A 23,042-nucleotide genomic window follows, 5' to 3' on the forward strand; every position below is an offset into this window, starting at 1 on the left:
AACCACCGCCGCAGATTCCAGTAATCGACTGTCTACTTGACAGGTGAGCTTACGGGGGGCTTACGGAGGGGCACTGCGAGAGTTGATAGACAGTGGCCTTTTCAGGCCTGAGCAAACCTATCAACTTCTTATTGATGGGCTTGGAGATTTTTTCACTCAATGCTATCAAGAGATCCGACACATAGTGGCCAATCCCAAGGCTGACCGGCTCCAAACTCCCAACCATCTTCATGCAACTGTTCTTTGTTCGCTCCGACCAAGCGCTGTCAGCCTTGTCGCCCCAGCCAAATGTTTCGGGATCCTGAATAACAAAAGTCGGGATATTGGCGTTGAGCGCTTTCGCGGCATTCAGACGATCAAAGTCAGGTAAGCCTTTCACTGGTGCTCTATTAGTTGGTGTGCCTCGCCCATTCAGATGCTGGAAATAGATGTCAGCGCGGAATCCCCCTGTTCCTGCGAACACCTGTGCATCCAGATTGCGTTCAGCAAAGTCGACAGTTGCTCGAGAATTGGCAGTGAATTTGTGCAGGGATTGCTGTTGCAAGGCGGCGAGCAAGAGCGAGCCCACCAGGGTGAGGACTGTTAAATTTACGGCATAACCACTTTTCAATCCTGCAAGAAAGATACCGGCAAATATTGCTAATGGTGCTGCGATCAGTAGCAAGTAGTTAACTTGCCTTAACGGCAGCGCGGAGAGTATGACCAAAAAAGCTACCAACCAAATACCATACAGTCGAACTGAATTCTTATTGACTTGCTGCTTTGGTAATGAGCTTAATATTCCACCTAAAGTCAAAAATGGAACAATCCAAAAATGACGAAAATCTGCTAGTAAATATTTAAAATAGAAAAATGAATTCGTGGTGCTTTCGACTCTACTTATTGTATTTTTTGAAATTGAAAACAAGTGAAGCCAGTTTCCATGCAGCTCTTGCATCAATGCCGTATTGAGAAACACAACCAGTATGCTGCCCATGGCCAAGAGCAGCCAATTCCAATGAAAACGTCTTGTTATTAATATGTAGCTGGCGCCTGATAGTATGGAAATATAGAAAACGGCATCCTTTATCCAGTACGCAGCCCCGAAGGAAATTCCGGCCCAAAAATACCATTTTTTTTGCGAATTATTTTCTCCAAGCCATACAGAGAAAAAACCCAATGTAATAAAAAAACTCAACGACGGATCGCCAATCATCCGAGTGGCTTCATGGACATGAAGGGGCAGCATGGCGAGAATCAGCGCAGAAAACAGTGCCGCTCGTTGGCCCCCGACTTGCCGCGCAGCCAGGTAGACCACAGCAACCTCGCCCACCGAGCAAAGAAAACCCCATGCGGCGGCGCCGCTTTCCGATAAACCAAATACAGCAATGCCGGCCGCCATTGGAATATTGATACCATAGCGAAGCGAGCCGATGTAAGTAGAGGTTGGCCATCGCCCCTCCAAAACACCAAGTGCGGCGCCCAGATAGGTCACTTCATCGCTTCCCTGAAAGCCGGCAAAAAGAAGCCAACGAAGCACACCTGCAAAAATAGCAATGCCTAGGAGGCGAACCAACTCAACATTGGTCCAGTTTGAAGTGGGTGGGCGCGCGCTCTGTTCATCCATGGCAATTGATTAGTAAAGTAATTTGCACTAGATTAAATTCAACAAGCAACTGCAATGAGTACTGAGTGTAGACTTGTCAAGTGAATTCAATGAATATGAAGGGGGCTTGAAATTTCAATGCTCGGATTAGCCCTCTAGCACGCTCAAAATCTTCTCAATTACTTCAGCTTGTTGTTCGTCGAGTCCTACCCATAATGGCAATCTCACCAATCTGTCACTTATTTCGTTCGTGTTCGACATTTCTCCTTGGGTACGCGCGGCCTGTTGACCAAATGGCGAACTGTGCAAGGGAACATAGTGGAATACCGAACCAATCTCTAGGGCCTTCAGTCTTGCAATGAACGCACTTCGTTTGCTGAGATCTGGAAGCAGCACGTAATACATATGCGCATTGTGCGTGACGCCGTCAGGCACAACAGGTCGACGCAGTTTGCCGCGTCGCTCGGCTTGCCCCAAAAAACGGTGATAGGTATCCCAAATTTCCATTCGCCGTTTGGTGATTGAATCAGCCTCTTCCATTTGCGCCCAAAGAAAAGCTGAAATCAATTCACTCGGCAAATAGGATGAACCGAAATCTGTCCATGTGTACTTGTCGACTTGCCCGCGAAAGAATTGACTTCGATTGGTACCCTTCTCGCGAATAATTTCGGCGCGGCTAACAAATCGCGGGTCATTGATCATCAAGGCGCCGCCCTCTCCGGCAATGATGTTCTTGGTTTCATGAAATGAGAAGGCAGCCATGTGGCCAATGCTTCCCAAAGGACGGCCCTTGTAACTGGACATCAAGCCCTGGGCGGCATCCTCAATAACCAGCAATGAGTGGCGGCGGGCGATGTCCATGATGGTGTCCATTTCGCAGGCGACGCCCGCGTAATGAACTGGCACGATGGCCTTGGTGCGCGGGGTAATCGCGGCTTCAATTCGGGCCTCATCGATGTTCATCGTATCGGGGCGAATATCGACAAACACGGGCACGGCACCCCGCAATACAAAGGCATTGGCCGTCGACACGAATGTGTAGGACGGCATGATCACTTCATCGCCGGGCTTGAAGTCGGCCAAGATGGCAGCCATTTCGAGGGCGCCGGTACAAGAATGCGTCAGCAGGGATTTCTGCGAACCGGTGCGGGCCTCTAACCAGTTTGAGCAACGCTTGGTAAATGAACCGTCACCGGCTAAATGACCTTTCGCGTGAGCTTGTGAGATGTACCAAAGCTCTTTGCCGGTCATGTAAGGTTTATTGAATGGAATTACCATCTTCTAGTCCCCTGTTCTTGATAAATTTTGCAGGATTCCCGCCCACGATCGTAAATGGTGCTACGTCTTTCGTGACAACGCTGCCGGCTCCGATAATGGCCCCTTTTCCGATTTGAACTCCCGGCAATATTGTCGCGCCAGCACCAATCCAAACAAACTCATTAATGACTACATTGGCGGAAGTGTCCGGCAGCGCGAGGTATCGGTAGTCATGGGTGGCGCTTAATATTCGAACTCTAGGACCTAGCGCGCAATTGTCGCCAATGGTTATACGCCCTTCCCTAGATAGCATTGAGCCATAAAGTTCGCAGCCTCTGTTTATCCACACATTTGACCCAATTTTGATCTTCCATGGGTATCTAAAATAAGTCTGGTAGTCGATCATTGACCCCTTTCCAAGTTTTCTTAATGCTATCTTGAATAGTAAAAATCGGATTGAATGCGGGAGGATTTCCAAGATCAATCGGCTTATATTTTCAGTGAATGAATAGACTCCAAATAGGAGGCGCTTAAGGTTGGGACTGAATTTCTCGGGGTCATTCATTTGATATCGGTCGGCCTATTTTGTGTGCAAGCAGGAAAGACCCAAAATTTCTGACCAAGAAAGAAAAAAATTGCCATCAGCACGGTGAGGGCTGCCATAACGAACTCGTGGCGAATATTTTTCTGATCAACAAAAAGGGCCATTGAATAATAGTTAATTAGATACCCTGCTGCATAGAGTGTTGAGTACCTAAACAAAGCGGGCGCTTGCGGGCCTTTGAAGGTAAAGGTCCAGGATTTGTTGAAAACAAAGGTCTGCGCGACTCCTATGGCATAGAGTAGGCTCATCGCGGTCTTGGGACCAACGCCAATACGAGTCAGGCCCAGATAGATAAAATACCCAACCAGATTCGATGCAATGCCAACGATGCCGTAGCGGACCAATTGTCCAAAAGCTCTGTTCATGTATTAAATTCGATCATGTATAAAGCCATAGAAACGACATCTCAAGATTTTTATTGAAATTTTGATGGCGCATGGAATTTGTGACTCAGCATAGTTTTTCGCTATTTTGTTGATTGCAAAAAATTGCGAACCCAGTGGAATGTCATTTCCGGGGCTGGGAATTTAAAACCCTCGCTTGCATATAAATTCAGTACTTTGTAGTTTCTGGCGGCAATACTTGACTTTACTCGGGTTGCGCCGGCATTTTTGGCATTTAAAAGCATTGTTTTCCAAAGACGCCTTCCATATCCCTGCGCCTGAATTTCTGAGGCAACTGCATTTAGGTGCCAATAGCAGGTCCCGTCGGAAAGGATTTCAGTAATGGAAAATCCAACTACTTTATCTTGATCGCGATAGACGGTCAAATTTTGGGAAGGATGGTCGAATGAAGAGGCAATCCAGTTTCCGAATCGTGCGTCACTAATGTTTGGGTTTAGTCGGAAATCCATTTGGAAGCGCTCATTTTTGAAAACTCCGGCTGCCAACTTCCGCAGTAGAGCCAAATCAGATTGGCTCCCTTTTAATGCCTGAAGCGGCTCAAAACATTTATTTTTCTCAATGTGACTTAATTCAATTTCCGGGCTGTAAACCATCTCTATAAATCTGTAGCCACGATCCTCCAATAGCATCGATTCGGCCAAATTTTGATGCGGTAGTCGACAACTTACAAGACCAGCTTTTAATTTTTCGCGAATTTTTTCGAATAATTCAAATTCCTTGTTTGCAAATTCCCCGGTGACTTTAAATTCATTGATTTGCAGCACGGGGAATCCGCAGACGAGCTCATCCCAAGGATTCCTCTGCCACCGCATTTTTAGGGAGCCGTTCGCGATTTCATTTTCCATGACAAAATTGGAAGTGGTTTCTTGTATGGTTGCATTGGTGGGGTTTATAAAATCACTTTAAGTTATCATAATGTTTTCTGGTGAATGTTTGGTTGTTTGTGTGCGTATAACATACTGGGGCTTTCTGTTTACGTTCAAATGTAATCTGCCTAAATATTCGCCAATGACGCCCAAAGCAAGCAATTGAACTCCCCCAATTATGAGGGTGGCAATGATGGTTGACGCGAACCCAGGCACAGATATGCTAGAAGCTAAATACAGGGTCAAATAGAAAATTCCTAGCAAAATGCCGGAGGCGGCGGTTACAAAGCCAAGCCCACTTACGATTTGCAGCGGGATAAGTGAAAAATTCGTATATAAATTCAAAGCTAACCCTAGTAGCTTTCCTAAGGAGTAGCCTGATTTGCCTTCTTTGCGAGGGTGGTGGTCAACTTCTATTCCGTCGATGCGCGAAGTGCACCAGGCGAGCAACCCATCAAGATAGGTGAAATTCAAATCGTAGAACATGATGCTCTTGGCCAACTGGTTGCGCATAATCCGAAACTGTGTTGGTGTGACGTTACTCTTGAAGACGGTTTTGTAGAAGTTCCACACAACAGCAGAGCCAATGTTTCGCCAAGTGGCATGCTTGCGTTCATTGGCGCAACCATAGACTAGGTCCAGTTCTTTATCTTGTATGTGCTTCAAAAGGCGATGAATTTCTTCTGGAGGATTCTGTAGGTCGTCATCCATCGTGACGATATAGGAGCCTTTTGCGGCTTCGAGGCCGCACATGAGCGCATTGTGCTGGCCGTAGTTTCTCATTAATTGTATCGCAAGGAGATTGGGTCTATACGTTGGGAGTTGTGATTGAATGGTGTCCCATGAATCATCCCTGCTGCCGTCATCAATGAGAATTATCTCGTAGGCAGTTGTGAAGCTTGAAACGGCTTCAGTGGTTCTTTTCAGCAACGCTGCAATTGTTTTCGTTGAGTTATATACCGGTATTACAATGGATAACAATGGTTCAGCAAGTTGGTTGGATGGGTTTTTGCTGTTATGCATTGTGTCTTCTCTGTAAGTGCTATCTTCAGCTTGCCGAGATTAATGTTGATCGGTGCTGAGGTTGGAGCAAGGTGGCTGTTCTAACGGTTGGGGTATTTGAAACAAATGAGTATCAGATGTTCATGTCTAGTGGTTGCCATGTTCGATGGAGTGCCCGCATCGATGGACCATCGATGCGGAAAAGGCCGCCGCAGTCTTTGTATCAGATGAATGCATCATTTATGCAGCAGTTTTTGTTGCGGAATGAGTCCTCCCCCCTCAAATGAACGCCTTGTCTTCAACTAGGAGGAAATTGGCGTTTCACAACTGGGTTCTTACGCTGCTGCCAGAGGGTTGAGGAGGTGACTCTATTTCCGCTAGCTGTGAAGTTCCAATAGGTTGTATCGAGTGTTCACCCGGACTGGTTCTGAGAGACTGGAAATCGCCAAACCCCCAGTCAGCTCAGGAGGACAACCCAGATGAACATTCATAAGAATGCCCGATTGACCTACGTGCGTCGAATCGAAATGGTTCAGGACATCACATCGCGAGGACAAACTGTGGCGCAAGCCGCAAAGGCTCACGGTGTCAGCGAGATGACGACCCGCAAGTGGCTTGGCCGCTACCTTGCTCAAGGCGAGGCCGCCCTGTTCGACAAGTCATCACGGCCGGAGAAGTCGCCCAGAGCGATTGAGCCGGGCAAGGCGCTTGCCATCGTTGAGTTGCGCCGCAAGTTCATGCTGCAAGCAAGCATTGCCTCCAGCCTGGCCGTCTCCAAGGCAACTGTCTGCCGCGTTCTCAGGCGAGCCGGCCTGTCCAAGCTCAGCGATCTGCGTCCGCCTGAGCCTGTAGTGCGCTATGAACATGAAGCGCCAGGCGACCTGCTGCACATCGATACCAAGAAGCTTGGGCGCATTGAGCGACCCAGTCATCGCGTAACTGGCAACCGCGCAGACACGTTCGGCGGCGCAGGCTGGGAAGTCTTGTTCGTGGCCGTAGATGACCACGCCCGCATCGGGTTCACACAGATGCACCCCGATGAGCGAAAGAGCAGCGCGGTGGCCTTCCTGCAGGCTTCAGTGAACTACTACGCGGGGCTGGGTGTCACGGTGCGAGCGCTTCTGACAGACAACGGCTCGCCGTTCAGGTCGAAGGACTTCAAGCAGGCCTGCGCTGAGCTGAACATCAAGCATCGCTTCACGCGGGCCTACCGTCCACAAACGAACGGCAAGGCCGAGCGCTTCATTCAATCGGCGTTGCGAGAGTGGGCGTACAGCCAAACCTACCAGCACTCCCGCGACAGAACCAGCGCGCTGTCGCGATGGATTCATCACTACAACTGGCATCGCCCGCATCACGGCATTGGATGCCGCCCGCCCATGTCCCGTCTCCCTGATTCAGGCAACAACGTGTTGACTCTTCACAGCTAGCGCTTCTCCCTAAGTCTTCGCACTGGTTCATCGGAGAGAATCCGTCCCAAACGATCGGAGACAAGACCCATGCAGAAGACCTGGCTCAAGAACTACCCTGAAGGGGTTCCTGCCGAGATCCACGCCGAGCAGTACCCCTCGCTGGTGGAGCTGATGAGTTCGGCGTTCAAGAAGTTCCCGGCTCAGCCGGCCTACAAGATGATGGGCCGGCAGATCACGTTTGCGCAGTTGGACGAGGCCTCGCGGGCCTTGGCGGCCTATCTGCAAAGTCTCGGTCTGGAGAAGGGTGACCGCGTTGCTCTGATGATGCCCAATGTGATGCAGTACCCGGTGTCGGTGGCCGCCGTGCTGCGTGCCGGTTATGTGGTGGTGAACGTCAACCCGCTCTACACCCCTCGCGAGCTGGAGCATCAGCTCAAAGACGCCGGCGCCAAGGCTATCGTCATCCTTGAGAATTTTGCGACCACCTTGCAGCAGGTGATCAAGCAGACGCCGACCAAGCATGTGGTGCTGGCGGCGATGGGCGATATGTTGGGCTTCCCCAAGGGCCTGATCGTCAACTACGTGGTGCGCAAGGTCAAGAAGCTGGTGCCGGCCTTCGAGCTGCCCGGTTCGGTGGGCTTTAATGATGCGGTCGCGCGCGGCCGTCAGCTGAGCTACAAGGCGCCGAACGTCGGCCCCAACGATATCGCCGTGCTGCAGTACACCGGCGGCACCACCGGCGTCTCCAAGGGTGCGGTGCTCTTGCATCGCAACTTGGTCGCCAATGTGATGCAGGCCGAGGCCTGGTACCAGCCTGCGCTCAAAAAAATCCCGGCCGGTGAGCAACTGGTCAGCATCTGCGCCTTGCCGCTGTATCACATCTTCGGTTTCACCACCAACATGATGCTGTCCATGCATGTGGGCGGCTGCAATGTCCTGATTCCGAATCCGCGTGACATCCCCGGCACCTTCAAGGAACTGGCCAAGCATCGCTTTCACAGCCTGCCGGCCGTCAACACCTTGTTCATGGCGATGGCCAATCACGCCGACTTCAATACCGTCGATTGGAGCGGCCTGGTGATCGCTGTGGGCGGCGGCATGGCGGTTCAGCAGGCCACGGCCAAGCTGTGGCTGGAGAAGACCGGCTGCCCCATTTGCGAAGGTTATGGCCTCAGCGAGACCTCGCCGGTGGCCAGCTGCAACCCGACCGACAGCACCGCCTACACCGGCTCGATCGGCCTGCCGATGCCGAGCACCGAGCTGTGCCTGCTGGACGATGCCGGCAAACCGGTGGCGCCCGGCGAGCGCGGTGAAATTGCGATCCGCGGCCCGCAGGTGATGGCCGGCTACTGGCAGCGCCCTGACGAAACCGCCCAGGTCATGACGGCCGACGGCTTCTTCCGCACCGGAGACATCGGCACCATGGACGAGCGCGGTTTCTTCCGCATCGTCGATCGCAAGAAAGACATGATTCTGGTCAGCGGCTTCAACGTCTACCCGAACGAGGTCGAAGACGTGCTGACGCAGATGGAAGGCGTGCTCGAGTGCGCCTCGGTCGGCATTCCCGATGCCAAGGCGGGTGAGGCGGTCAAGGTGGTGATCGTGCGTAAGAACCCGGCCATCACCGAAGCCGATGTGCGCGCCTATTGCGAAGCCAACCTGACCGGCTACAAGCGACCCAAGGTGGTCGAGTTCCGCGACGAATTGCCCAAGACGCCGGTCGGCAAGATCCTGCGCCGTGAACTAAGAGACAAGAACTGAGTCTTCGCAGGCCTGCGGCGCGCTGATTGAAGGGCAGGCCCGACTAGAGTCGGGTCTGTTCAGGAGGAAGCGTTGATGCTGGAGCGGGCGTATGTCAGGACCGAGGCCGGGCGGGCCGAGATCAAGGCCCGTGCCTTGCCGATGTCGCGCAGCGTGCGCAATCTGCTGCTGATGATCGATGGCGGCAAAACCGCGGCCGAGTGGGTGGGCCTCGTGCAGGGCACCGGGCCTGCCGATATCGATTACCTCTTGGCCCATGGCCTGATTGCGGTCGCGAATGCCTCTATTTCCTCAGCTGCGCCTTCCGCTTCCATACCCACCTCAGCCTCTAGCGCCGCAGGTGTCGAAGATGATCTCTCGCCGCTGGACCGCGCGCAGCTTTACGGCTTTTTGACCCGTCATGCCAAGCAATACCTTGGACTGATGAAGGGTTACCGTATGGTGTTAGAGGTCGAGCGCTGCGCCGATCTGCCGGCCTTGCAGCAACTGGCTCGACGTTTCGTCGCCGATGTGCAACAGGCGCAGGGCGAAGTGGTGGCCGATCAGGTGAGACGGGCGTTGGCGATCAACAAGGGCTGAGCGCGCCGAGTTCTGCTGGCAAACTAGCGGCAACAGGAGCCCCCGTCATGCCGCCGCGTTTTTACATTGATACCCCGCTGGTCCATCTGGAAGCCAGCACCCCCGACCTGATCCTGCCCGCCTCGGCCGCCCGCCATGTGCAAGTCTTGCGTCTGCAACCCGGCAGCCCGGTGACCTTGTTCGACGGCTCGGGTTTCGAGTGGCAGGCCGAAGTCGCCGCGATGGGCCGCAGCGAGGTGCGCGTGCACCTGCAAGCCCGTCAACTGGTCAAGCGTGAACTGGCGCATGAGGTGACCCTGGCCCTGGCCATGCCGGCCAATGACCGCATGGACAGCCTGGTCGAAAAGGCCACCGAGCTGGGCGTGGCCTGCATTCAACCGCTGATGAGCGAGCGCTCGGTGCTGCGCCTGAGCGGCGAGCGCGCCGAAAAAAAGGTCGCCCATTGGAGCGGCGTCGCAATTGCCGCTTGCGAGCAAAGCGGCCGCACCAAGGTGCCGCGCATTGCCCCGGTGAAGACCTTGTCCGCCTGGCTGGGCGAGCTGCCTCAGCCCGCGAGCGAGCAACGCCGCTGGCTGCTGAGCCCGAGCGCGGCCCAGCCGCTGCAGACCCTGAAAGCGGTGGCCGCCGAAGCCACCCTGGTCTTGAGTGGTCCGGAGGGCGGCCTGAGCCCGGCCGAGGAACAGCTGGCGCGCGAGCGCGGCTTTGTGGCCGCGCAACTGGGGCCGCGCATTCTGCGTGCCGACACCGCCCCCTTGGCTGTGCTGGCCTGGCTGGGTTTGCAATGAAGTTTTGACGCTGCCCGACCATCGCGCAGCGCCCGGTAGTTCGGCGCGCGGCCGAGCCTTTCTCTGCCTGTTTGTCTACCGGTTCGCCGACCCCTCCCGAGGCCCTGCATGAATCTGCAACTGCTGCTCTTGACCTTGTGTCAGGGCCTGTTCCTTACCAATAACGTCACCTTCATCGCCATCAATGGCTTGGTCGGCCTGGCGCTGGCGCCGGTCGCCTGGATGGCCACGCTGCCGGTTTGCGCCTATGTGGCCGGTGGCGCGCTGTTCGCGCCGCTGGTGGCGCGCAATCAGCGTGTCTGGGGGCGCAAACGGGCCTTCCAGGCTGGCCAGGTGGTGGGTATTTTGAGCTGCAGCCTGGCGGCCTGGGCGGTGGCCGAACAGCAATTCGCCTGGGTGGTGCTGGCCACGCTGGTGGCCGGTTACTACAACGCCACCGCTTCCCTGTACCGCTTTGCGGCCACCGAGTTGGTGCCGCCCTCGCACAAGGAAAAGGCCATCTCCTGGGTGCTGGCCGGCGGCATTCTGGGCGCGGTGACCGGGCCGAATCTGGCCAATGCCAGCAAGCAATTGCTGGTTCAGCCCTTTGCCGGAGCCTATCTGGTGCTGATCGGCGTTGGCCTGTTGGCCTTGCTGGTGCAGAGCCTGATCCGCTTTCCGGCCTTGCCGGTGGCCGCGCCGGGGGCGCCGCAGGGGCGCCGCAGGGGCGCAGCCTGCGCGAACTGGCGCGTCAACCGGTGTTTGTGGTGGCGGTGGCCGCTTGTGCGCTCGGTTATGGTGTGATGAATCTCTTGATGGCGGCCACCCCGATCGCGATGGCGCAATGCGGCCTGCCCTTCGACAAAACCGCCCTGGTGCTGGAGTGGCATGTGCTGGGCATGTTTGTGCCGAGCTTCTTCACTGGCGCGCTGATCAAGCGGGTGGGGGCGCTGCCGGTGATGGCGGTGGGCGTGCTGCTCAATCTGGCCTGCATCGTCTTTGCGCTTTCCGGCGTCGATCTGATGCATTTCTTGGGCGCGCTGCTGACCCTGGGTGTGGGCTGGAACTTTCTGTTCATCGGCGGCACCACGCTGTTCACCGAAGCCTACCGGCCCGAGGAGAAGACACGCGCTCAGGGGGCGATGGACTTCTGCATCTACACCGTCATGACCCTGACTTCGTTTTCAAGCGGAGCCTTGGTCACCACCGGGGGCTGGAGCTGGATGAACTGGGCCTCGCTGCTGCCGCTTGCCTGCACCGCGGCCGCCTTGTTATGGCTGGCTCGGCAGTCGGCCGGCGCTCGCGCACCTAGTTCCGTTTGACGGGACTGAGCCGCGCCGCCGCGTCCTCGTCCTTGCGCGCCGCGTCCGAGTCACCGACTGCCCGCAGCGCCTGGGCGCGGGCGAGGCGCGCCTGAGCATGTTTGGGGTCTAAATTCAACACCGCGGACCAGCTTTTGATGGCGTCGTCGAACTCGCCCGCGTCCTGAAACAACTGCCCCTGTGTCAACAGCAAGCCCTGGTCATGGGGATGCTGGCGCAGTTGTTCCTTGAGCTTTTGCCGTTCGGCGCGGTAGGGCGGCAGGCGGGGCCATTCGCTGCGGCCCCAGGTGCAGGAGTCCGTGTGGAAACCCTGCCGCAGTGAGCCTCGGGCGGCCAGGGTGACCCGCATGCCCGGGTGTAAATCGAGGCCACATCTGGCGCTTCCTCCGAAGGGCGAGTCGATCTCGACCTCGCGCAGCTCCAGACCCTTGATGGATTCTGAAACGGCCCAGCGGCTGCGGACGATGGTGAGGCCGCGCTCGCTCTGTAGCGTGCGGCTGGACAGCAAGCGGCCCTTGAAGACCAGGCTGATCTGATTGAAGCCCTCGTTCGATGTGGGCGGAGGCGGTATGCACTCACAGGCCCAGGCCGGCTGAGCCAAGGCCAGCGCCAGCAGCGCTAGGCCGAGCTTCATGCGTTCTCAACGCTGCCTTCGCCCTCGTTGCCGCGCGGCTTGCGCGCCGAGCCCTTGATCAAATCAAAGCGGAACAAGCGGCATTCGATCGGACCGTTCCACATCGGGAACTTGCGCGATTCCTTCAGGCGCATCTTGCTGGGCAGCTTCATGTCCGGGCAGAGCAGCCAGGCGGTCCAGCCGGCTGGGTTCAGCGTGTAGGCATGCTTCCAGTGCGAGGCCAGGCGGGGGAAGAAGTCGTCACCGCCGTCGCGCGCTTCGGAGCCATAGGCATCGCGGCTCATCTGCACATTGCCGGCCTTGCCGCGTACCTCGATACGCTCGCCATAGGGCGGGTTCATCATGATGGTGCCGGGCATGCCCTCGGGCAGCTCGGGCGCCGGGCGCTCCAAGGCGTCGCCGCCGTTGAACTGGATGTACTGGGCCACGCCGGCGCGCTCGGCATTGCGGCGTGCAAAGTCCACCATACGGAAGGACACATCGCTGCAGAAGATCGGCACGGCCGGCGCATGCTCGCGATCCTTGGCGGCTTGCTTGATGGCTTGCCAGCGGCCGCGCAGCGGCACAAAAGGCAATTGCTTTTCAAAGGAGAAACGGCGCTGCATGCCGGCGGCCATGCCGCAGGCAATTTGGGCGGCCTCAACGGCGATGGTGCCGGAACCGCAGCAGGGGTCATGCAAGGCGCCGCCGGTCTCGGGCGTGCCCTTCCAGCCGGCGGCGGCCAGCATGGCGGCGGCCAGGGTTTCTTTCAGCGGCGCGTCGCCCTTGTCTTCACGCCAGCCGCGTTTGAACAGTGGCTCGCCCGAGGTGTCGATATAGAGCGTGGCATCGGTCTCGCTCAGGTGCATCATCACCGGCAGGTCCGGGAAGCGGGTGTCCACGCTGGGGCGCTCGCCGGTGGCGTCGCGCAGCACATCGCAGATGGCATCCTTGACGCGCAGATTGGCGAAGTTCAGGCTTTGCAGCGGCGAGTGGCGGGCGGTGGTGTCGACCCGAATCGTCTCGGCGGGTGTGATCCACTGCGTCCAGTCGATGCGGCGCGCCAGGGCGTAGATATCGTCCTCATGGCGATAGCCGCCCGAGATCAGCTCGATCAGCACGCGCTGCGCCAGCCGGCACTCGAGGTTGAGCTTCATCACGCCCTCGAGATCGCTCTTCAGCGCGATGCCGCCGCGCAGCACCTCGATATGGGTCTTGGGCAGGATGGCCCGCACCTCTTCGTCGAGCAAGCGCTCCACGCCCGAGGGGCAGGAGACGAAGAGATAGTGCAGGTTCTTGGGGGTTTCTTTGGCGGCCATGGGCGCTATTGTCCCAGGAAGCTTGCGGGCCGCCAGTCTGGCTCAGCGAAAGGGCATCAAGCGATCATCGTCAAAGATCGTGCTGTAGCTGGTGCGCAGCACCACGCCGTCTTTGAAATGCACATTGAAACGCTGGCGCTTGCCGCCGGGCTCATCGGGAATGCTCCAGTCCCAAACGTCCTCGCCGCTGAGCTTGAAGAACATGCGGCTGCGCTCCTTGCCCAGCAAGCGGCTGACCTCGTCGGGCTTCATGCCGGGCTGAATTCGGTTGCGGCCCGCCAGCTGCAAGCTGTCTTCGATGCGGATGACGCGCTCATCGGGCCCGAGTTTCACCATATAGCAGTGCTCGCCCATGGGCTGCTGCGAATACTCCAAGGTGCGCCCACCATCGGCATCGGGCCAAACGCGCGTTGGTTGTCCATAACGCGCCATCACCTCGGTGGCGGCCATGCCGGGCGTGATGCTGCGGCCGGGGTCCAAGCTGGCGCAAGCGGCCAGGGCCAGCAGCAGGAGGCCTATGGCCGGCAGTCTGTGAAAGGAGCGTTTCGATGACAGCATTCACGGTCCCCGTTGAAGGCAAGCGATGCAGGGATTCTGCGCCAAGCGCTTAAACCTGGGTGCGTGCTGTGTTTGTGTCGGGAATGGCTTGTTGCGGGACTAGGGCCATCAAACCCATGGCACCGAGCACACAGAGCATGCCCAGCAACTGCCGGCCGGAGATGTCCTCACCCAGCACGCCGGATGCGAACAAGAGCGCAGAAACCGGCAGCAGCGCGGTGAACAAGCCGGCGCGCGCGCTGGAAAGTCGGGCGGAACCGGCGTACCAAAGCACGAAGCCAAGCACTGTGGGCACCAGTGCGTAATAGGCCACCCCCAGCAGCGCCGGCAGCAAATGCGCCGACGACAGGTCTATCGATGGCCACTCCAAGCAGGCCAAGGGCAGGGCGATCAAGAAGCCGCCCGCACACATCAGCGTTGACAAAACCAAGGCGGCTTGGGGCTGCTGCAGTTTCTTGTTCAAGAGAATGAACAAGGCCTCGCAGACGATGGCACCGAGAATCAGCAGATTGCCCAGGCCACGGTCTGTTGCCAAGGCAGTCCCTGGTTCAGCGGGCCAGTTCACCGCCATCAAGCCCAAGCATGCCAAGGCGATGGCCAGGACGAGCCGCCGATCAAGCCTTTCGCCCAGCACCAGCACGGCAAAAAGGGCTGCAATGGCCGGCAAGCTGCCGGCGATCACGCCCGCATCGCCCGCCAAGCTCAGGCGCAGGCCCGCAATCATCAAGACGGTGTAGCCGACGCTGCCGGCGGCGGCTTGGCAAAGCAGGAGCACGCGGTCGCGCCAGCTCAGCTCGCCCAGCCGAGGCAAGCGAACGCCTTGCCAGCGCAGCAGCAAAAGGAAGACCGGCAGGGCGATGGCGAAGCGCAGCGCAGTGGCGGTAAAGGGCGGCAGGCCTGCGGCGATCAGTTTGCTGGCGACCACGGTGCTGCCGACAAAGATCATGGCCAAAGCGCAGTAGATTGAGGCGCGGGTTTGTTCGTTCATCGGGCGATGCGGTATTTGAAGACTGAACTCTCAGTTTGCTGGGCCCGCCGCACGCGGTCTTGAACAATATTGCAGGCACCCGGCCTGATGGGCTCAGCGTCGATTGCCGCCCTGAGCCTGGCGATAGGCGCCCGGCGTCAAACCGAGAAAGCGCTGAAATGCCCGTGTCAGATGGCTTTGGTCGGCAAAGCCGCAACTCAGCGCCACCTCGACCAGCCCTTGGCCCTGGGCAATCTGGCGTCGCGCTTGCGCGAGCCGGCATTGCAATAAATAGCTGTGCGGTGGCAGGCCATAGGCCCGCTTGAAGCTGCGCAGCAATTGAAACCGGCTCAGGCCGGCCAAGTCCGCCAGTTCGGCCAGGCTCGGCGTGAGGTCGGATTGATCGGCCAGACGTGCGCGCACCTGCTCCATGGCAGCAAATCCCAGCGTCTTGACTTCGCGCGGCGTTTGATTCGCATAAGAGGCCAAGAGCGCTGCCAGCAGCTCTTGCAGCTCGGTTTCGCTGACGAGGCTGTTTTGTTCATGCTCCGCTGCAGCTAATGCTTCGAACACACGCGCAAAGCGCTGGGCCAGCTGCGGGTCTGACAAGACCGGCCGGCTCAGCTCCAGCCGCTGCGCCGCGGGCACGCCCAGATCCTGCGCCAGCTGCTGCATCAGCGCGGGCTCCAGATAAAGCATGCGCCATTGCCGTGCTTGGCCGCCGAGTGCTTCGCCGTCATGCACCTCGGCGGGGTTGACCGTGATCAGATCGCCAGCGGTGGCGTGAACCTGACCGCGGCCGCTGGCGCTGCGTTGCGCGCCGGCATCGATCAGGCCGATGCCATAGCCGTCATGCCAATGCCTGGGGTAACTGCGTGCGCTGACGGTGTGGGTGGCGTACAGGCCAGCCAGGGTGGCGGGAAGAATCCGTACCCGCTCCATGACGCTGCGGCTCAGCTGACCCGGCGCATGGTGGTGGTGCCGATCTTCATGCCTTCGCGGTACTTGGCCACGGTGCGGCGCGCGACCTGGATGCCTTGTTCTTCCAGCATGCCGGCGATGGCGCTGTCGGACAGCGGTTTGGCCGGGTTCTCCGCATCGATGAACTGCTTGATCAGCGCCCGCACCGCGGTGCTGGAGGCTTCGCCGCCGGCCTCGGTGCTCAGGCCCGAGCCAAAGAAATACTTCAGCTCGAAAGTGCCGAACAGCGTGTCCATGTACTTGGCGGTGGTGACGCGCGAGATGGTTGATTCATGCAGGCCCAACTCATCGGCAATCTCGCGCAGGACCAGTGGCTTCATCGCCAAGGCACCATGGGTGAAGAAGGCTTTTTGCCGCTCCACAATGGCTTGCGAGACCCGCAAAATGGTGTCGAAGCGCTGCTGAATGTTCTTGATGAACCAGCGCGCTTCTTGCAGCTGGCCACCGAGCGCGCTGTTGGTGATGCCGCCGCGCGTTTGGCGCAGGGCATTGGCGTACATCTCGTTGATGCGCAGCTTGGGCGCCACCTCGGGGTTGATGATGACGCGCAGCTCGCGGCCGACCTTGCGCACGATCACATCCGGAATCACTGCCGCCGCCATGCCGCGTGCAAAAGCCCGGCCCGGCTTGGGCTCCAGCGAGACGATCAAGGCCTGCGCTTCGCGCAGCAAGGCCTCATCGGCGCCGGTCAGTGCCATCAGTTTTTTGTGATCGCGCCGCGCCAGCAGTTCCAGATGGCGCTTGCAGATCATGATGGCGATCATCTGCGCTTGGCTGCGCGGCAGGGCGCGCAACTGCAATTCCAGGCATTCGGCCAGGTCCTTGGCACCGACACCGCTGGGCGTCATGTGCTGCAACCACTTCAGCGCGATGCGCAACTGGGCCAGCAGTTCTTCGTGCTCTTCCGGGTCATCGGCCGCGTCGGTCAAGGAGGCGGCGATGTCTTCCAGCGTATCTTCCAGATAACCGTCTTCGTTGAGCGATTCGATCAGCACATGCAGGGCCATGCGATCGGCGTCTGACAAGCTCATGCCGGCCATTTGCTGCACCAGATGCTCTTGCAAGCTGATCTCGCCGCTGGACTGGTCTTGGCGCTCGCCGTCTTCATCGCCGCCGCTGCTGCTATTGGCGGGCTGTTCGCGGATGCCGTCGAAGTCGTCACGCTCGGTGCCGTTCTCCCAGTCTTCGCGCTCGGTGCTGCCGAAGTCTTCGGCCTGAATCTCGGCCGGGCCTTCGCTGCCGCCGCCTACTTCTAGGTCGGCGCCGCTGTCTTCGGCGGCGGTGGCTTCACTGATGCTGCCGCGCATCTCGGCCAACTCGGGCGCGGCCACGCTGTAGTCCTCTTCGGTCTCCAGCAGCGGGTTCTGCGCCAGCATCTGGTCCACTTCCTGGTTCAGTTCCAGGGTCGACAACTGCAAGAGCCGGATTGACTGCTGCAATTGCGGCGTCAATGAAAGATGCTGGCTCAGCCGAACCTGTAGTGAGGGCTTCATCGTCTTTTGCCCCGCTACATGCGGAAGTTTTCGCCGAGGTAGACCTTGCGCACGTCGGCGTTGTCGACAATCTCGTCCGGTGTGCCTTCGGCCAGCACCGAACCCTCGCTGATGATGTAGGCGCGGTCGCAGATGCCCAGCGTTTCGCGCACATTGTGGTCGGTGATCAGCACCCCGATGCCGCGCGCCTTCAGGAAGCCGATGATGCGCTGGATCTCCAGCACCGCGATCGGATCCACCCCGGCAAAGGGCTCGTCCAAGAGGATGAAGCGTGGCTGGGTGGCCAGCGCACGGGCGATCTCAACGCGCCGGCGTTCACCGCCGGACAAGGCGGGCGCCGGGCTGTCGCGCAGCGATTCGATGCTGAGGTCGTGCAGCAGGCCTTCCAGCAATTCATTGATGCGCTTGGGCGGCAGCGAGCGGCCATCCGGCCCGACTTGCAACTCCAGCACCGCGCGGATGTTTTGCTCGGTCGTTAGCTTGCGAAAAATCGAGGCTTCTTGCGGCAGATAGCTCAGGCCGAGGCGGGCGCGTTGGTGGATGGGCAGATGTTCGACGGCCTGGCCGTCAATGCGGATCTGGCCAGCATCGGCGCGCACCAGGCCGACGATCATGTAAAAACTGGTGGTCTTGCCGGCGCCGTTGGGGCCCAAAAGCCCGATCACTTCGCCGCTGCCGACGCTCAGATGCACATTCTTGACCACGCGGCGCACGCCATAGCTTTTGGCCAAGCCTTCGGCTTCAAGGCGGCTGCGCGGGCCAGACTCCAGCGCGGCCGGCGGATGCGTAACGGCGGCGTTGTTCATGAGGGCTTGCGTGGCGTTTGCAATTCGGTGCTGGGCTGCAGCGTCACGGCGGGGTTGGGCGTTTCGCTGACGGTGGCACCGGCCGCGCCGCGCGGCATGATCACCACCCGCGCACGCCCCGTCGGATGCGGCGAGGCTTGGCCCACTTCCACCGTGAACACCTCGGCGCGGTTGTCATACACGATCACCGCACCGGTGACCTCGTCGCCCACGGCGGTGCCGACAGTGCGGCGCACCACCGCATTGCCAATGAAACGCACCGCGTCGCTGCGGGTGTCGTACTCCACCTGATCGGCAAAGCCCTCGATCGCTTCGCCCGGCACATCGCGGCCCTGGCGGAAGCTGACCTGCTTGCCGGTCTGGCCATTGGCGTAGGCCTGGTAATAGCCGTCGCCGGTTTCGCGCAGGTCAATCCGCTCGGCGCGTAGCAAGAGGCTGCCCTTGCTCAGCACCACATCGCCGAGAAACTCGGTGCGCTGGTTGGCTACATCAATGCGGCCGCCTTTTTCGGAAGAGATATTCAGCGGCTTGAGTCGATCAGCCTTTTCCGCCCGTGCCGGCGCGGCGCCCAGGCTCAGCAGGGCGGCCAAGCCCAGGCCCAAGGCCTGTTGCAGCAGGCGGGCAGGGGACGAGGTCATGGGGCGGGGATCAGGGTTTCGCATGGCGGCACAATTCTTGCAGACCATTCTAGCCCGGCATCGGGCGCAGGCTGGCCTTATGCCTTGCCGCGCGCCAGCTTGATCAGGTGATCGGTCACGGCCAAGGCCTGCGCATTGCCCTTGGCCAGGCTAGGCGCCGTCAGGAAACGGCCGCCGACGCCCAGTGCGGGCACGCCTTCGACCTTGTAGTCGGTGGCCAACTTGGCCATTTGGCCGAGTCGCGTCTGGGCGCCAAAGGAGTTGAAGGCGGCGCTGAACTTGGCGGCGTCAACACCGAGCTTGACCATCAGGGCGGTGATCGCCTTTTCGTCACTCAGCTCCAGATGGTCGACATGGAAGGCCTTGAAGACCGACTCATGCAGATCGCCCAGACGGCCCATCGATTCGAGCGCGTAGAACATGCGCTGGTGCAACTTGTGCATGGCGCCGACGCCGACATGAATGCGGCGCAGCACCACATCGGCCGGCAATTGCTTGCTCCAGGCCGTCAGCAGCGGGTCCAGTGCGTAGCAATGCGGGCAGGTGTAGAGGAAAAACTCGAACACCTCGATCTTGTTGCTGCCGCTGGCCGGCAGTGGCTGGGCCAGGCGCAGGTATTGAGTGCCTTCAACCGGCGTGGCCGGAGCGCCCTGGGCCAGGCTCAAGGTAGGCAGGCCGGCGGCGGCCATGGCGGCCAGGCTGGCGTTGAAATTGCGGCGTTGGATCTTCATCATCGAATGCGGTCCTGTGGTGCTTGCGTGCGTGCTTGTGTGCCTGCGTACGGTTGGGCGCCTCAGCCCTTGCGTTGGCGAGCCAGATTGATCAGATAGTCCGCAACGGCCAGCGCTTGCTTGCCCAGTTGCTGCTCCGACTGGCCGCGGATGCCAGCCTTCGAGGGCGAAGTCAGGAACATGCCGCCGATGCCTAGCGCCGGCACACCGTCGATGTGGAAGGCTTCGGACAATTTATTGGCCTGTTCACACTTGGCGTTCATACCGAAGTTATTGAACGCGGCGCTGAACTTGGCGCCGTCCAGGCCCAGCTTGACGGCCAACTCGGTGATGGACTTTTCGCTGTCGAGCGGCAGTCGGTCGACCTGGAAGGCGTGGAACACCTGATCGTGCACCTCGGCCTCCTTGCCCATCGCCTCGAGCGCGAAGAACAGGCGTTGGTGCAGCTTGTTGTAGGCGTTCCATGAGACATGGACACGCCGGAACGTGACGTCCGCCGGCAATTGTTTGACCCAGGCGCTCAGCGCCGGATCAAAGGCAAAGCAGTGCGGGCAGCCGTACCAGAAGAACTCGATCACCTCGATCTTGCCGGGATGCGTGGGCGGCAGCGCGGCAGCCAGGCGCTCGAACTGCTTGCCTTCGATCGGGCCACCTTGGGCTTGGGCCAGGCCAGGCATTGCGCCGGCCAGACCGAGACCGGCCAGGGTACCCAGACCCAGAGTGGCGGAGAAATCGCGTCGCTTGATCATCTTCAATTCCTAGGGCGGACAGTGGGAATCAGCTTGAACTTCAGGCCGGCAGGCCAGGGCTTTCGGGGTGGCGCCGCGCTCGAGTGCCGCGCTCGAGCGCCGCAACCGAGCACCGCAGCTGCAGGGCGTTAGCGTTGCACGCGCACCAGATTGGCTTCGATGCCGGCGGCCTCGACCTTTTTCTGCAGCTCTTCGGCTTCGTCGCGTACATCCATGGGGCCGATGCGCACGCGCAGCACGGTGCGGCCCGATTGCTCGCGCTCCATCACCTTGGCCGTGAAGCCCAGCATCGCCAGCTTGGCGCGTTGTTGCTCGGCGTCTTCGGCCTTCATGAAGGCGCCGGCCTGCACAAAGTACATGAAGGGGTCGGCCGCGGCGGCTGCTGCGGCTTTCGCGTCGGCCTTCTTGTCGGTGGCTTTTTCCGCAGCTTTCTCGGCCGGCTTTTCTGCTGGCTTCTCGGCCGCCTTGGTCGGGGCCGGGCTGGTTGTAGGTGCCGTTGCCGGCGCAGTCAGTGGGGCCGTCGCCGTTGCCGGCGCCACCGCGGCCGGGGTAGCCGCAGCGGGCGCCTCGGTGCTGGCAGGGGCGGGGCCGCCCACCACGCCACTGGCCACCTTGGCTCCGGCCTTGCCGGCCAAGGGCGCGTTCGGGTCCCAGTTCTTGTTGCGGGCGGCTTCTTCGGCGTCGTTCTCGGCAGTGCGTTGCGGCACCTTGTTGATGAAGGGCACCGGCACCTTGGTGATGTAGAGCGCCACGCCCAGGGCGACGGCCAGACCCAGCAGCAGGCCGACGATCATGCCGAGCACAAACCCGCCGCGTTGCCCTTTGGATTGGCCCTTGGACGGGGCCTTCTGTTGTGGCTTTGCGCCCTGTTGACTCATGCGTTCTCCGTGGACTCGTTGGCGACTTCGCGCGACATCACCTCGGGCGCGCTAACGCCCAACACCGTCAGTGCATTGCGCAGCACCTGGCGGGTGGCGGCCAGCAAGGCCACCCGGGCCTGGCTCAGCTCGGGCGTCTGATCCAGCACGCGCTCGGCCGCATAGTAGCTGTGATAGCAACCGGCCAAGTCGCGCAGGTAAAAGGCCACATCGTGCGGGGCCAGCGACTCGGCGGCGCTGCTGAGCATGCGCGGGTAGTCGGCCAGCTTGAGCATCAGTGCGGCCTCGGTCGGCGCGGTCAGCAGGCTCAGGTCGGCGTTCTTCAGCGTGGACTCATCGCCGCCGCGGGCCACCCAGTTGCGGATCACCGAGCAGATACGGGCGTGCGCATACTGCACATAGAAGACCGGGTTTTCGTCGTTCTGCTTCAGCGCCAGATCGACGTCGAAGATGAACTCGGTGTCCGCCTTACGCCCAATCAGGAAGAAGCGCACCGCGTCGCGGCTGGTCCACTCGACCAGATCGCGCAGGGTCACGTAAGAGCCGGCGCGCTTGGAGATCTTGACCTCCTCGCCGCCCTTCATCACCGTGACCATCTTGTGCAAGATGTAGTCGGGGAAGCCCTGCGGGATGCCCACATCGGCCGCCTGCAAGCCGCCGCGAACGCGGGCGATCGTGCCGTGGTGGTCGCTGCCCTGCACATTGATGCACTTGCTGTAGCCGCGCTGAAACTTGTCGATGTGATAGGCCACATCGGGCACAAAGTAGGTGTAGCCGCCCTCGCTCTTGCGCATCACGCGGTCTTTGTCATCGCCGTAGTCGGTGGTGCGCAGCCACAGCGCGCCGCCTTCTTCAAAGGTCTTGCCATTGGCGATCAGCTTGGCGACGGTGTCTTCGACCCGGCCGCTGCTGTACAGGCTGGTCTCGAGGAAGTAGCTGTCGAACTTGAGGCCAAAGGCCTGCAAGTCCAGGTCTTGCTCGTGGCGCAGATAGGCCACGGCGAACTGGCGGATGCTGTCCAGGTCTTCGATATCGCCGGAGGCGGTGAACTGGCGGTCATCGGCCACCACCGTCTTCTTGGCCAGGAAGGCGTCGGCGATGTCCTGGATGTAGTCGCCGTTGTAAGCGCTCTCCGGCCAGCCGGCGTCGCCGGGCTTGATGCCCTTCAAGCGGCACTGGGTGGAGTTGGCCAGCGTGGCGATCTGCACGCCGGCGTCGTTGTAATAGAACTCGCGGGTGACGTCCGAGCCCTGGGTCTTGAACAGGCTGCACAGCGCATCGCCCAGCGCGGCCTGGCGGGCATGGCCCACATGCAGCGGCCCGGTCGGGTTGGCGGAGACAAATTCCACCATCACATGGCGGTCATTGGCCGGCTGCTGGCCGAAGGCTTCGGCGGCGCCCAAGACCTCGCTGACCACGGCCTGCTTGGCGGCGTCCTTCAGGCGGATATTGATGAAGCCGGGGCCGGCAATCTCCAGCGCCGCCACCCAGGTTTGGAAGGCGGGCTTGGCATTCAGCGCATCAATCAGCGACTGAGCCAGCTCTCGGGGGTTCTTTTTCAGCGGTTTCGCCAGCTGCATGGCGGCCGTGCAGGCGAAGTCGCCGTGGCTGGCCTGCTTGGGCGATTCAAAGGCAGCGGCCAGCGTGGCGCCGGGGCTGAGTTGCTGGATGGCTTCGCCCAGGGCGGCGAGCAGGTCGTGCTTGGCTTGGATCATTCGACAATTCTACGGGCGGCGCTTGCGTATGATGCTCG

21 protein-coding genes and 2 pseudogenes are annotated in these 23,042 nt (G+C 59.7%); 5 read left to right on the forward strand and 18 right to left on the reverse strand.

Annotated elements, in window-relative coordinates:
• Nucleotides 1–49: 49 nt before the first annotated feature.
• From WG899_RS09655 to WG899_RS09680, 6 genes and pseudogenes are all read right to left on the reverse strand, one after another.
• On the reverse strand, nucleotides 50–1,606 hold the full coding sequence (locus WG899_RS09655; RefSeq protein WP_339595427.1) for an ArnT family glycosyltransferase: 1,557 nt from the start codon (nucleotides 1,604–1,606) through the stop codon (nucleotides 50–52).
• A 126-nt stretch (nucleotides 1,607–1,732) separates the two neighbouring features.
• Nucleotides 1,733–2,836, reverse strand: coding sequence for a dTDP-4-amino-4,6-dideoxygalactose transaminase (gene rffA, locus WG899_RS09660; RefSeq protein ID WP_339595428.1), 1,104 nt, complete (start codon nucleotides 2,834–2,836; stop codon nucleotides 1,733–1,735).
• 37 nt (nucleotides 2,837–2,873) lie between these two features.
• Nucleotides 2,874–3,038: pseudogene (locus tag WG899_RS22350) on the reverse strand (DapH/DapD/GlmU-related protein); the annotation flags it as partial.
• Between the two features lie 365 nt (nucleotides 3,039–3,403).
• Complete coding sequence (locus WG899_RS09670; protein ID WP_339595430.1) at nucleotides 3,404–3,811, reverse strand: GtrA family protein; 408 nt, start codon at nucleotides 3,809–3,811, stop codon at nucleotides 3,404–3,406.
• Nucleotides 3,812–3,912: 101 nt separating this feature from the next.
• Nucleotides 3,913–4,695, reverse strand: a complete 783-nt coding sequence (locus tag WG899_RS09675; RefSeq protein WP_339595431.1) for a GNAT family N-acetyltransferase — start codon at nucleotides 4,693–4,695, stop codon at nucleotides 3,913–3,915.
• Between the two features lie 57 nt (nucleotides 4,696–4,752).
• On the reverse strand, nucleotides 4,753–5,739 hold the full coding sequence (locus tag WG899_RS09680; protein WP_339595432.1) for a glycosyltransferase family 2 protein: 987 nt from the start codon (nucleotides 5,737–5,739) through the stop codon (nucleotides 4,753–4,755).
• Between the two features lie 458 nt (nucleotides 5,740–6,197).
• Between WG899_RS09680 and WG899_RS09685 the strand changes: the two genes are divergently transcribed.
• The 5 genes and pseudogenes from WG899_RS09685 to WG899_RS09705 all read left to right on the forward strand — a co-directional run bounded on the left by WG899_RS09685 (nucleotide 6,198) and on the right by WG899_RS09705 (nucleotide 11,556).
• A complete protein-coding gene (locus WG899_RS09685) occupies nucleotides 6,198–7,148 on the forward strand; it encodes an IS481 family transposase (RefSeq protein ID WP_339595433.1) in 951 nt (316 codons plus the stop codon).
• A gap of 69 nt (nucleotides 7,149–7,217) precedes the next feature.
• Entirely contained in the window at nucleotides 7,218–8,891 is a 1,674-nt protein-coding gene (locus WG899_RS09690; RefSeq protein WP_339595434.1) for a long-chain-fatty-acid--CoA ligase, read from the forward strand.
• Between the two features lie 75 nt (nucleotides 8,892–8,966).
• Nucleotides 8,967–9,470 carry a hypothetical protein gene (locus tag WG899_RS09695; RefSeq protein WP_339595435.1) on the forward strand — a complete coding sequence of 168 codons (504 nt, stop codon included), beginning with the start codon at nucleotides 8,967–8,969 and terminating at the stop codon, nucleotides 9,468–9,470.
• 47 nt (nucleotides 9,471–9,517) lie between these two features.
• On the forward strand, nucleotides 9,518–10,255 hold the full coding sequence (locus WG899_RS09700) for a 16S rRNA (uracil(1498)-N(3))-methyltransferase (protein WP_339595436.1): 738 nt from the start codon (nucleotides 9,518–9,520) through the stop codon (nucleotides 10,253–10,255).
• A gap of 108 nt (nucleotides 10,256–10,363) precedes the next feature.
• Nucleotides 10,364–11,556: pseudogene (locus WG899_RS09705) on the forward strand (MFS transporter).
• Here WG899_RS09705 and WG899_RS09710 read toward each other — a convergent pair.
• The 12 genes from WG899_RS09710 to argS all read right to left on the reverse strand — a co-directional run bounded on the left by WG899_RS09710 (nucleotide 11,543) and on the right by argS (nucleotide 23,004).
• Nucleotides 11,543–12,190 carry a tetratricopeptide repeat protein gene (locus WG899_RS09710; RefSeq protein WP_339595437.1) on the reverse strand — a complete coding sequence of 216 codons (648 nt, stop codon included), beginning with the start codon at nucleotides 12,188–12,190 and terminating at the stop codon, nucleotides 11,543–11,545. The pseudogene WG899_RS09705 and the gene WG899_RS09710 overlap by 14 nt on opposite strands.
• The gene (locus WG899_RS09715; protein ID WP_339595438.1) at nucleotides 12,187–13,488 is read right to left on the reverse strand and encodes a THUMP domain-containing class I SAM-dependent RNA methyltransferase; all 1,302 of its coding nucleotides are present in this window, start codon (nucleotides 13,486–13,488) and stop codon (nucleotides 12,187–12,189) included. Before WG899_RS09715 ends, WG899_RS09710 begins: the two co-directional genes overlap by 4 nt.
• A 42-nt stretch (nucleotides 13,489–13,530) precedes the next feature.
• Nucleotides 13,531–14,046 (reverse strand): outer membrane protein assembly factor BamE, encoded by a 516-nt coding sequence (locus WG899_RS09720; RefSeq protein WP_339595439.1) that lies wholly within the window; start codon nucleotides 14,044–14,046, stop codon nucleotides 13,531–13,533.
• Nucleotides 14,047–14,095: 49 nt separating this feature from the next.
• Entirely contained in the window at nucleotides 14,096–15,034 is a 939-nt protein-coding gene (locus tag WG899_RS09725; protein WP_339595440.1) for a DMT family transporter, read from the reverse strand.
• 93 nt (nucleotides 15,035–15,127) lie between these two features.
• Entirely contained in the window at nucleotides 15,128–15,955 is an 828-nt protein-coding gene (locus WG899_RS09730) for an AraC family transcriptional regulator (RefSeq protein ID WP_339595441.1), read from the reverse strand.
• Between the two features lie 11 nt (nucleotides 15,956–15,966).
• On the reverse strand, nucleotides 15,967–17,487 hold the full coding sequence (locus WG899_RS09735) for an RNA polymerase factor sigma-54 (protein ID WP_339595442.1): 1,521 nt from the start codon (nucleotides 17,485–17,487) through the stop codon (nucleotides 15,967–15,969).
• 14 nt (nucleotides 17,488–17,501) lie between these two features.
• Nucleotides 17,502–18,293, reverse strand: a complete 792-nt coding sequence (gene lptB, locus WG899_RS09740) for an LPS export ABC transporter ATP-binding protein (RefSeq protein ID WP_339595443.1) — start codon at nucleotides 18,291–18,293, stop codon at nucleotides 17,502–17,504.
• Entirely contained in the window at nucleotides 18,290–18,931 is a 642-nt protein-coding gene (lptA, locus tag WG899_RS09745) for a lipopolysaccharide transport periplasmic protein LptA (protein WP_339595444.1), read from the reverse strand. The genes lptB and lptA overlap by 4 nt, the downstream gene beginning before the upstream one ends.
• 77 nt (nucleotides 18,932–19,008) lie before the next feature.
• On the reverse strand, nucleotides 19,009–19,665 hold the full coding sequence (locus WG899_RS09750) for a thiol:disulfide interchange protein DsbA/DsbL (protein WP_339595445.1): 657 nt from the start codon (nucleotides 19,663–19,665) through the stop codon (nucleotides 19,009–19,011).
• Nucleotides 19,666–19,724: 59 nt separating this feature from the next.
• On the reverse strand, nucleotides 19,725–20,411 hold the full coding sequence (locus WG899_RS09755; protein WP_339595446.1) for a thiol:disulfide interchange protein DsbA/DsbL: 687 nt from the start codon (nucleotides 20,409–20,411) through the stop codon (nucleotides 19,725–19,727).
• A 128-nt stretch (nucleotides 20,412–20,539) separates the two neighbouring features.
• Nucleotides 20,540–21,289: an SPOR domain-containing protein gene (locus WG899_RS09760; protein ID WP_339595447.1), complete on the reverse strand. Its 750-nt coding sequence runs from the start codon at nucleotides 21,287–21,289 to the stop codon at nucleotides 20,540–20,542.
• On the reverse strand, nucleotides 21,286–23,004 hold the full coding sequence (gene argS / locus WG899_RS09765; RefSeq protein ID WP_339595448.1) for an arginine--tRNA ligase: 1,719 nt from the start codon (nucleotides 23,002–23,004) through the stop codon (nucleotides 21,286–21,288). Before argS ends, WG899_RS09760 begins: the two co-directional genes overlap by 4 nt.
• Between the last annotated feature and the right edge of the window lie 38 nt (nucleotides 23,005–23,042).

Source organism: Paucibacter hankyongi (assembly GCF_037482915.1).
In the GTDB taxonomy this organism is placed as follows: domain Bacteria; phylum Pseudomonadota; class Gammaproteobacteria; order Burkholderiales; family Burkholderiaceae_C; genus Paucibacter_A; species Paucibacter_A hankyongi.

Excerpts from the sequence above, each read along its gene's own strand:
- WG899_RS09700 (WP_339595436.1), top strand. The coding sequence starts at position 9,518 with ATGCCGCCGCGTTTTTACATTGATACCCCGCTGGTCCATCTGGAAGCC.
- WG899_RS09680 (WP_339595432.1), bottom strand. The coding sequence starts at position 5,739 with ATGCATAACAGCAAAAACCCATCCAACCAACTTGCTGAACCATTGTTA.
- WG899_RS09735 (WP_339595442.1), bottom strand. The coding sequence starts at position 17,487 with ATGAAGCCCTCACTACAGGTTCGGCTGAGCCAGCATCTTTCATTGACG.
- WG899_RS09725 (WP_339595440.1), bottom strand. The coding sequence starts at position 15,034 with ATGAACGAACAAACCCGCGCCTCAATCTACTGCGCTTTGGCCATGATC.
- rffA (WP_339595428.1), bottom strand. The coding sequence starts at position 2,836 with ATGACCGGCAAAGAGCTTTGGTACATCTCACAAGCTCACGCGAAAGGT.
- WG899_RS09675 (WP_339595431.1), bottom strand. The coding sequence starts at position 4,695 with ATGGAAAATGAAATCGCGAACGGCTCCCTAAAAATGCGGTGGCAGAGG.
- WG899_RS09695 (WP_339595435.1), top strand. The coding sequence starts at position 8,967 with ATGCTGGAGCGGGCGTATGTCAGGACCGAGGCCGGGCGGGCCGAGATC.
- WG899_RS09755 (WP_339595446.1), bottom strand. The coding sequence starts at position 20,411 with ATGATCAAGCGACGCGATTTCTCCGCCACTCTGGGTCTGGGTACCCTG.
- WG899_RS09655 (WP_339595427.1), bottom strand. The coding sequence starts at position 1,606 with ATGGATGAACAGAGCGCGCGCCCACCCACTTCAAACTGGACCAATGTT.
- WG899_RS09760 (WP_339595447.1), bottom strand. The coding sequence starts at position 21,289 with ATGAGTCAACAGGGCGCAAAGCCACAACAGAAGGCCCCGTCCAAGGGC.
- WG899_RS09690 (WP_339595434.1), top strand. The coding sequence starts at position 7,218 with ATGCAGAAGACCTGGCTCAAGAACTACCCTGAAGGGGTTCCTGCCGAG.
- WG899_RS09750 (WP_339595445.1), bottom strand. The coding sequence starts at position 19,665 with ATGATGAAGATCCAACGCCGCAATTTCAACGCCAGCCTGGCCGCCATG.
- lptA (WP_339595444.1), bottom strand. The coding sequence starts at position 18,931 with ATGACCTCGTCCCCTGCCCGCCTGCTGCAACAGGCCTTGGGCCTGGGC.
- lptB (WP_339595443.1), bottom strand. The coding sequence starts at position 18,293 with ATGAACAACGCCGCCGTTACGCATCCGCCGGCCGCGCTGGAGTCTGGC.
- WG899_RS09730 (WP_339595441.1), bottom strand. The coding sequence starts at position 15,955 with ATGGAGCGGGTACGGATTCTTCCCGCCACCCTGGCTGGCCTGTACGCC.
- WG899_RS09710 (WP_339595437.1), bottom strand. The coding sequence starts at position 12,190 with ATGAAGCTCGGCCTAGCGCTGCTGGCGCTGGCCTTGGCTCAGCCGGCC.
- WG899_RS09685 (WP_339595433.1), top strand. The coding sequence starts at position 6,198 with ATGAACATTCATAAGAATGCCCGATTGACCTACGTGCGTCGAATCGAA.
- argS (WP_339595448.1), bottom strand. The coding sequence starts at position 23,004 with ATGATCCAAGCCAAGCACGACCTGCTCGCCGCCCTGGGCGAAGCCATC.
- WG899_RS09670 (WP_339595430.1), bottom strand. The coding sequence starts at position 3,811 with ATGAACAGAGCTTTTGGACAATTGGTCCGCTACGGCATCGTTGGCATT.
- WG899_RS09715 (WP_339595438.1), bottom strand. The coding sequence starts at position 13,488 with ATGGCCGCCAAAGAAACCCCCAAGAACCTGCACTATCTCTTCGTCTCC.
- WG899_RS09720 (WP_339595439.1), bottom strand. The coding sequence starts at position 14,046 with ATGCTGTCATCGAAACGCTCCTTTCACAGACTGCCGGCCATAGGCCTC.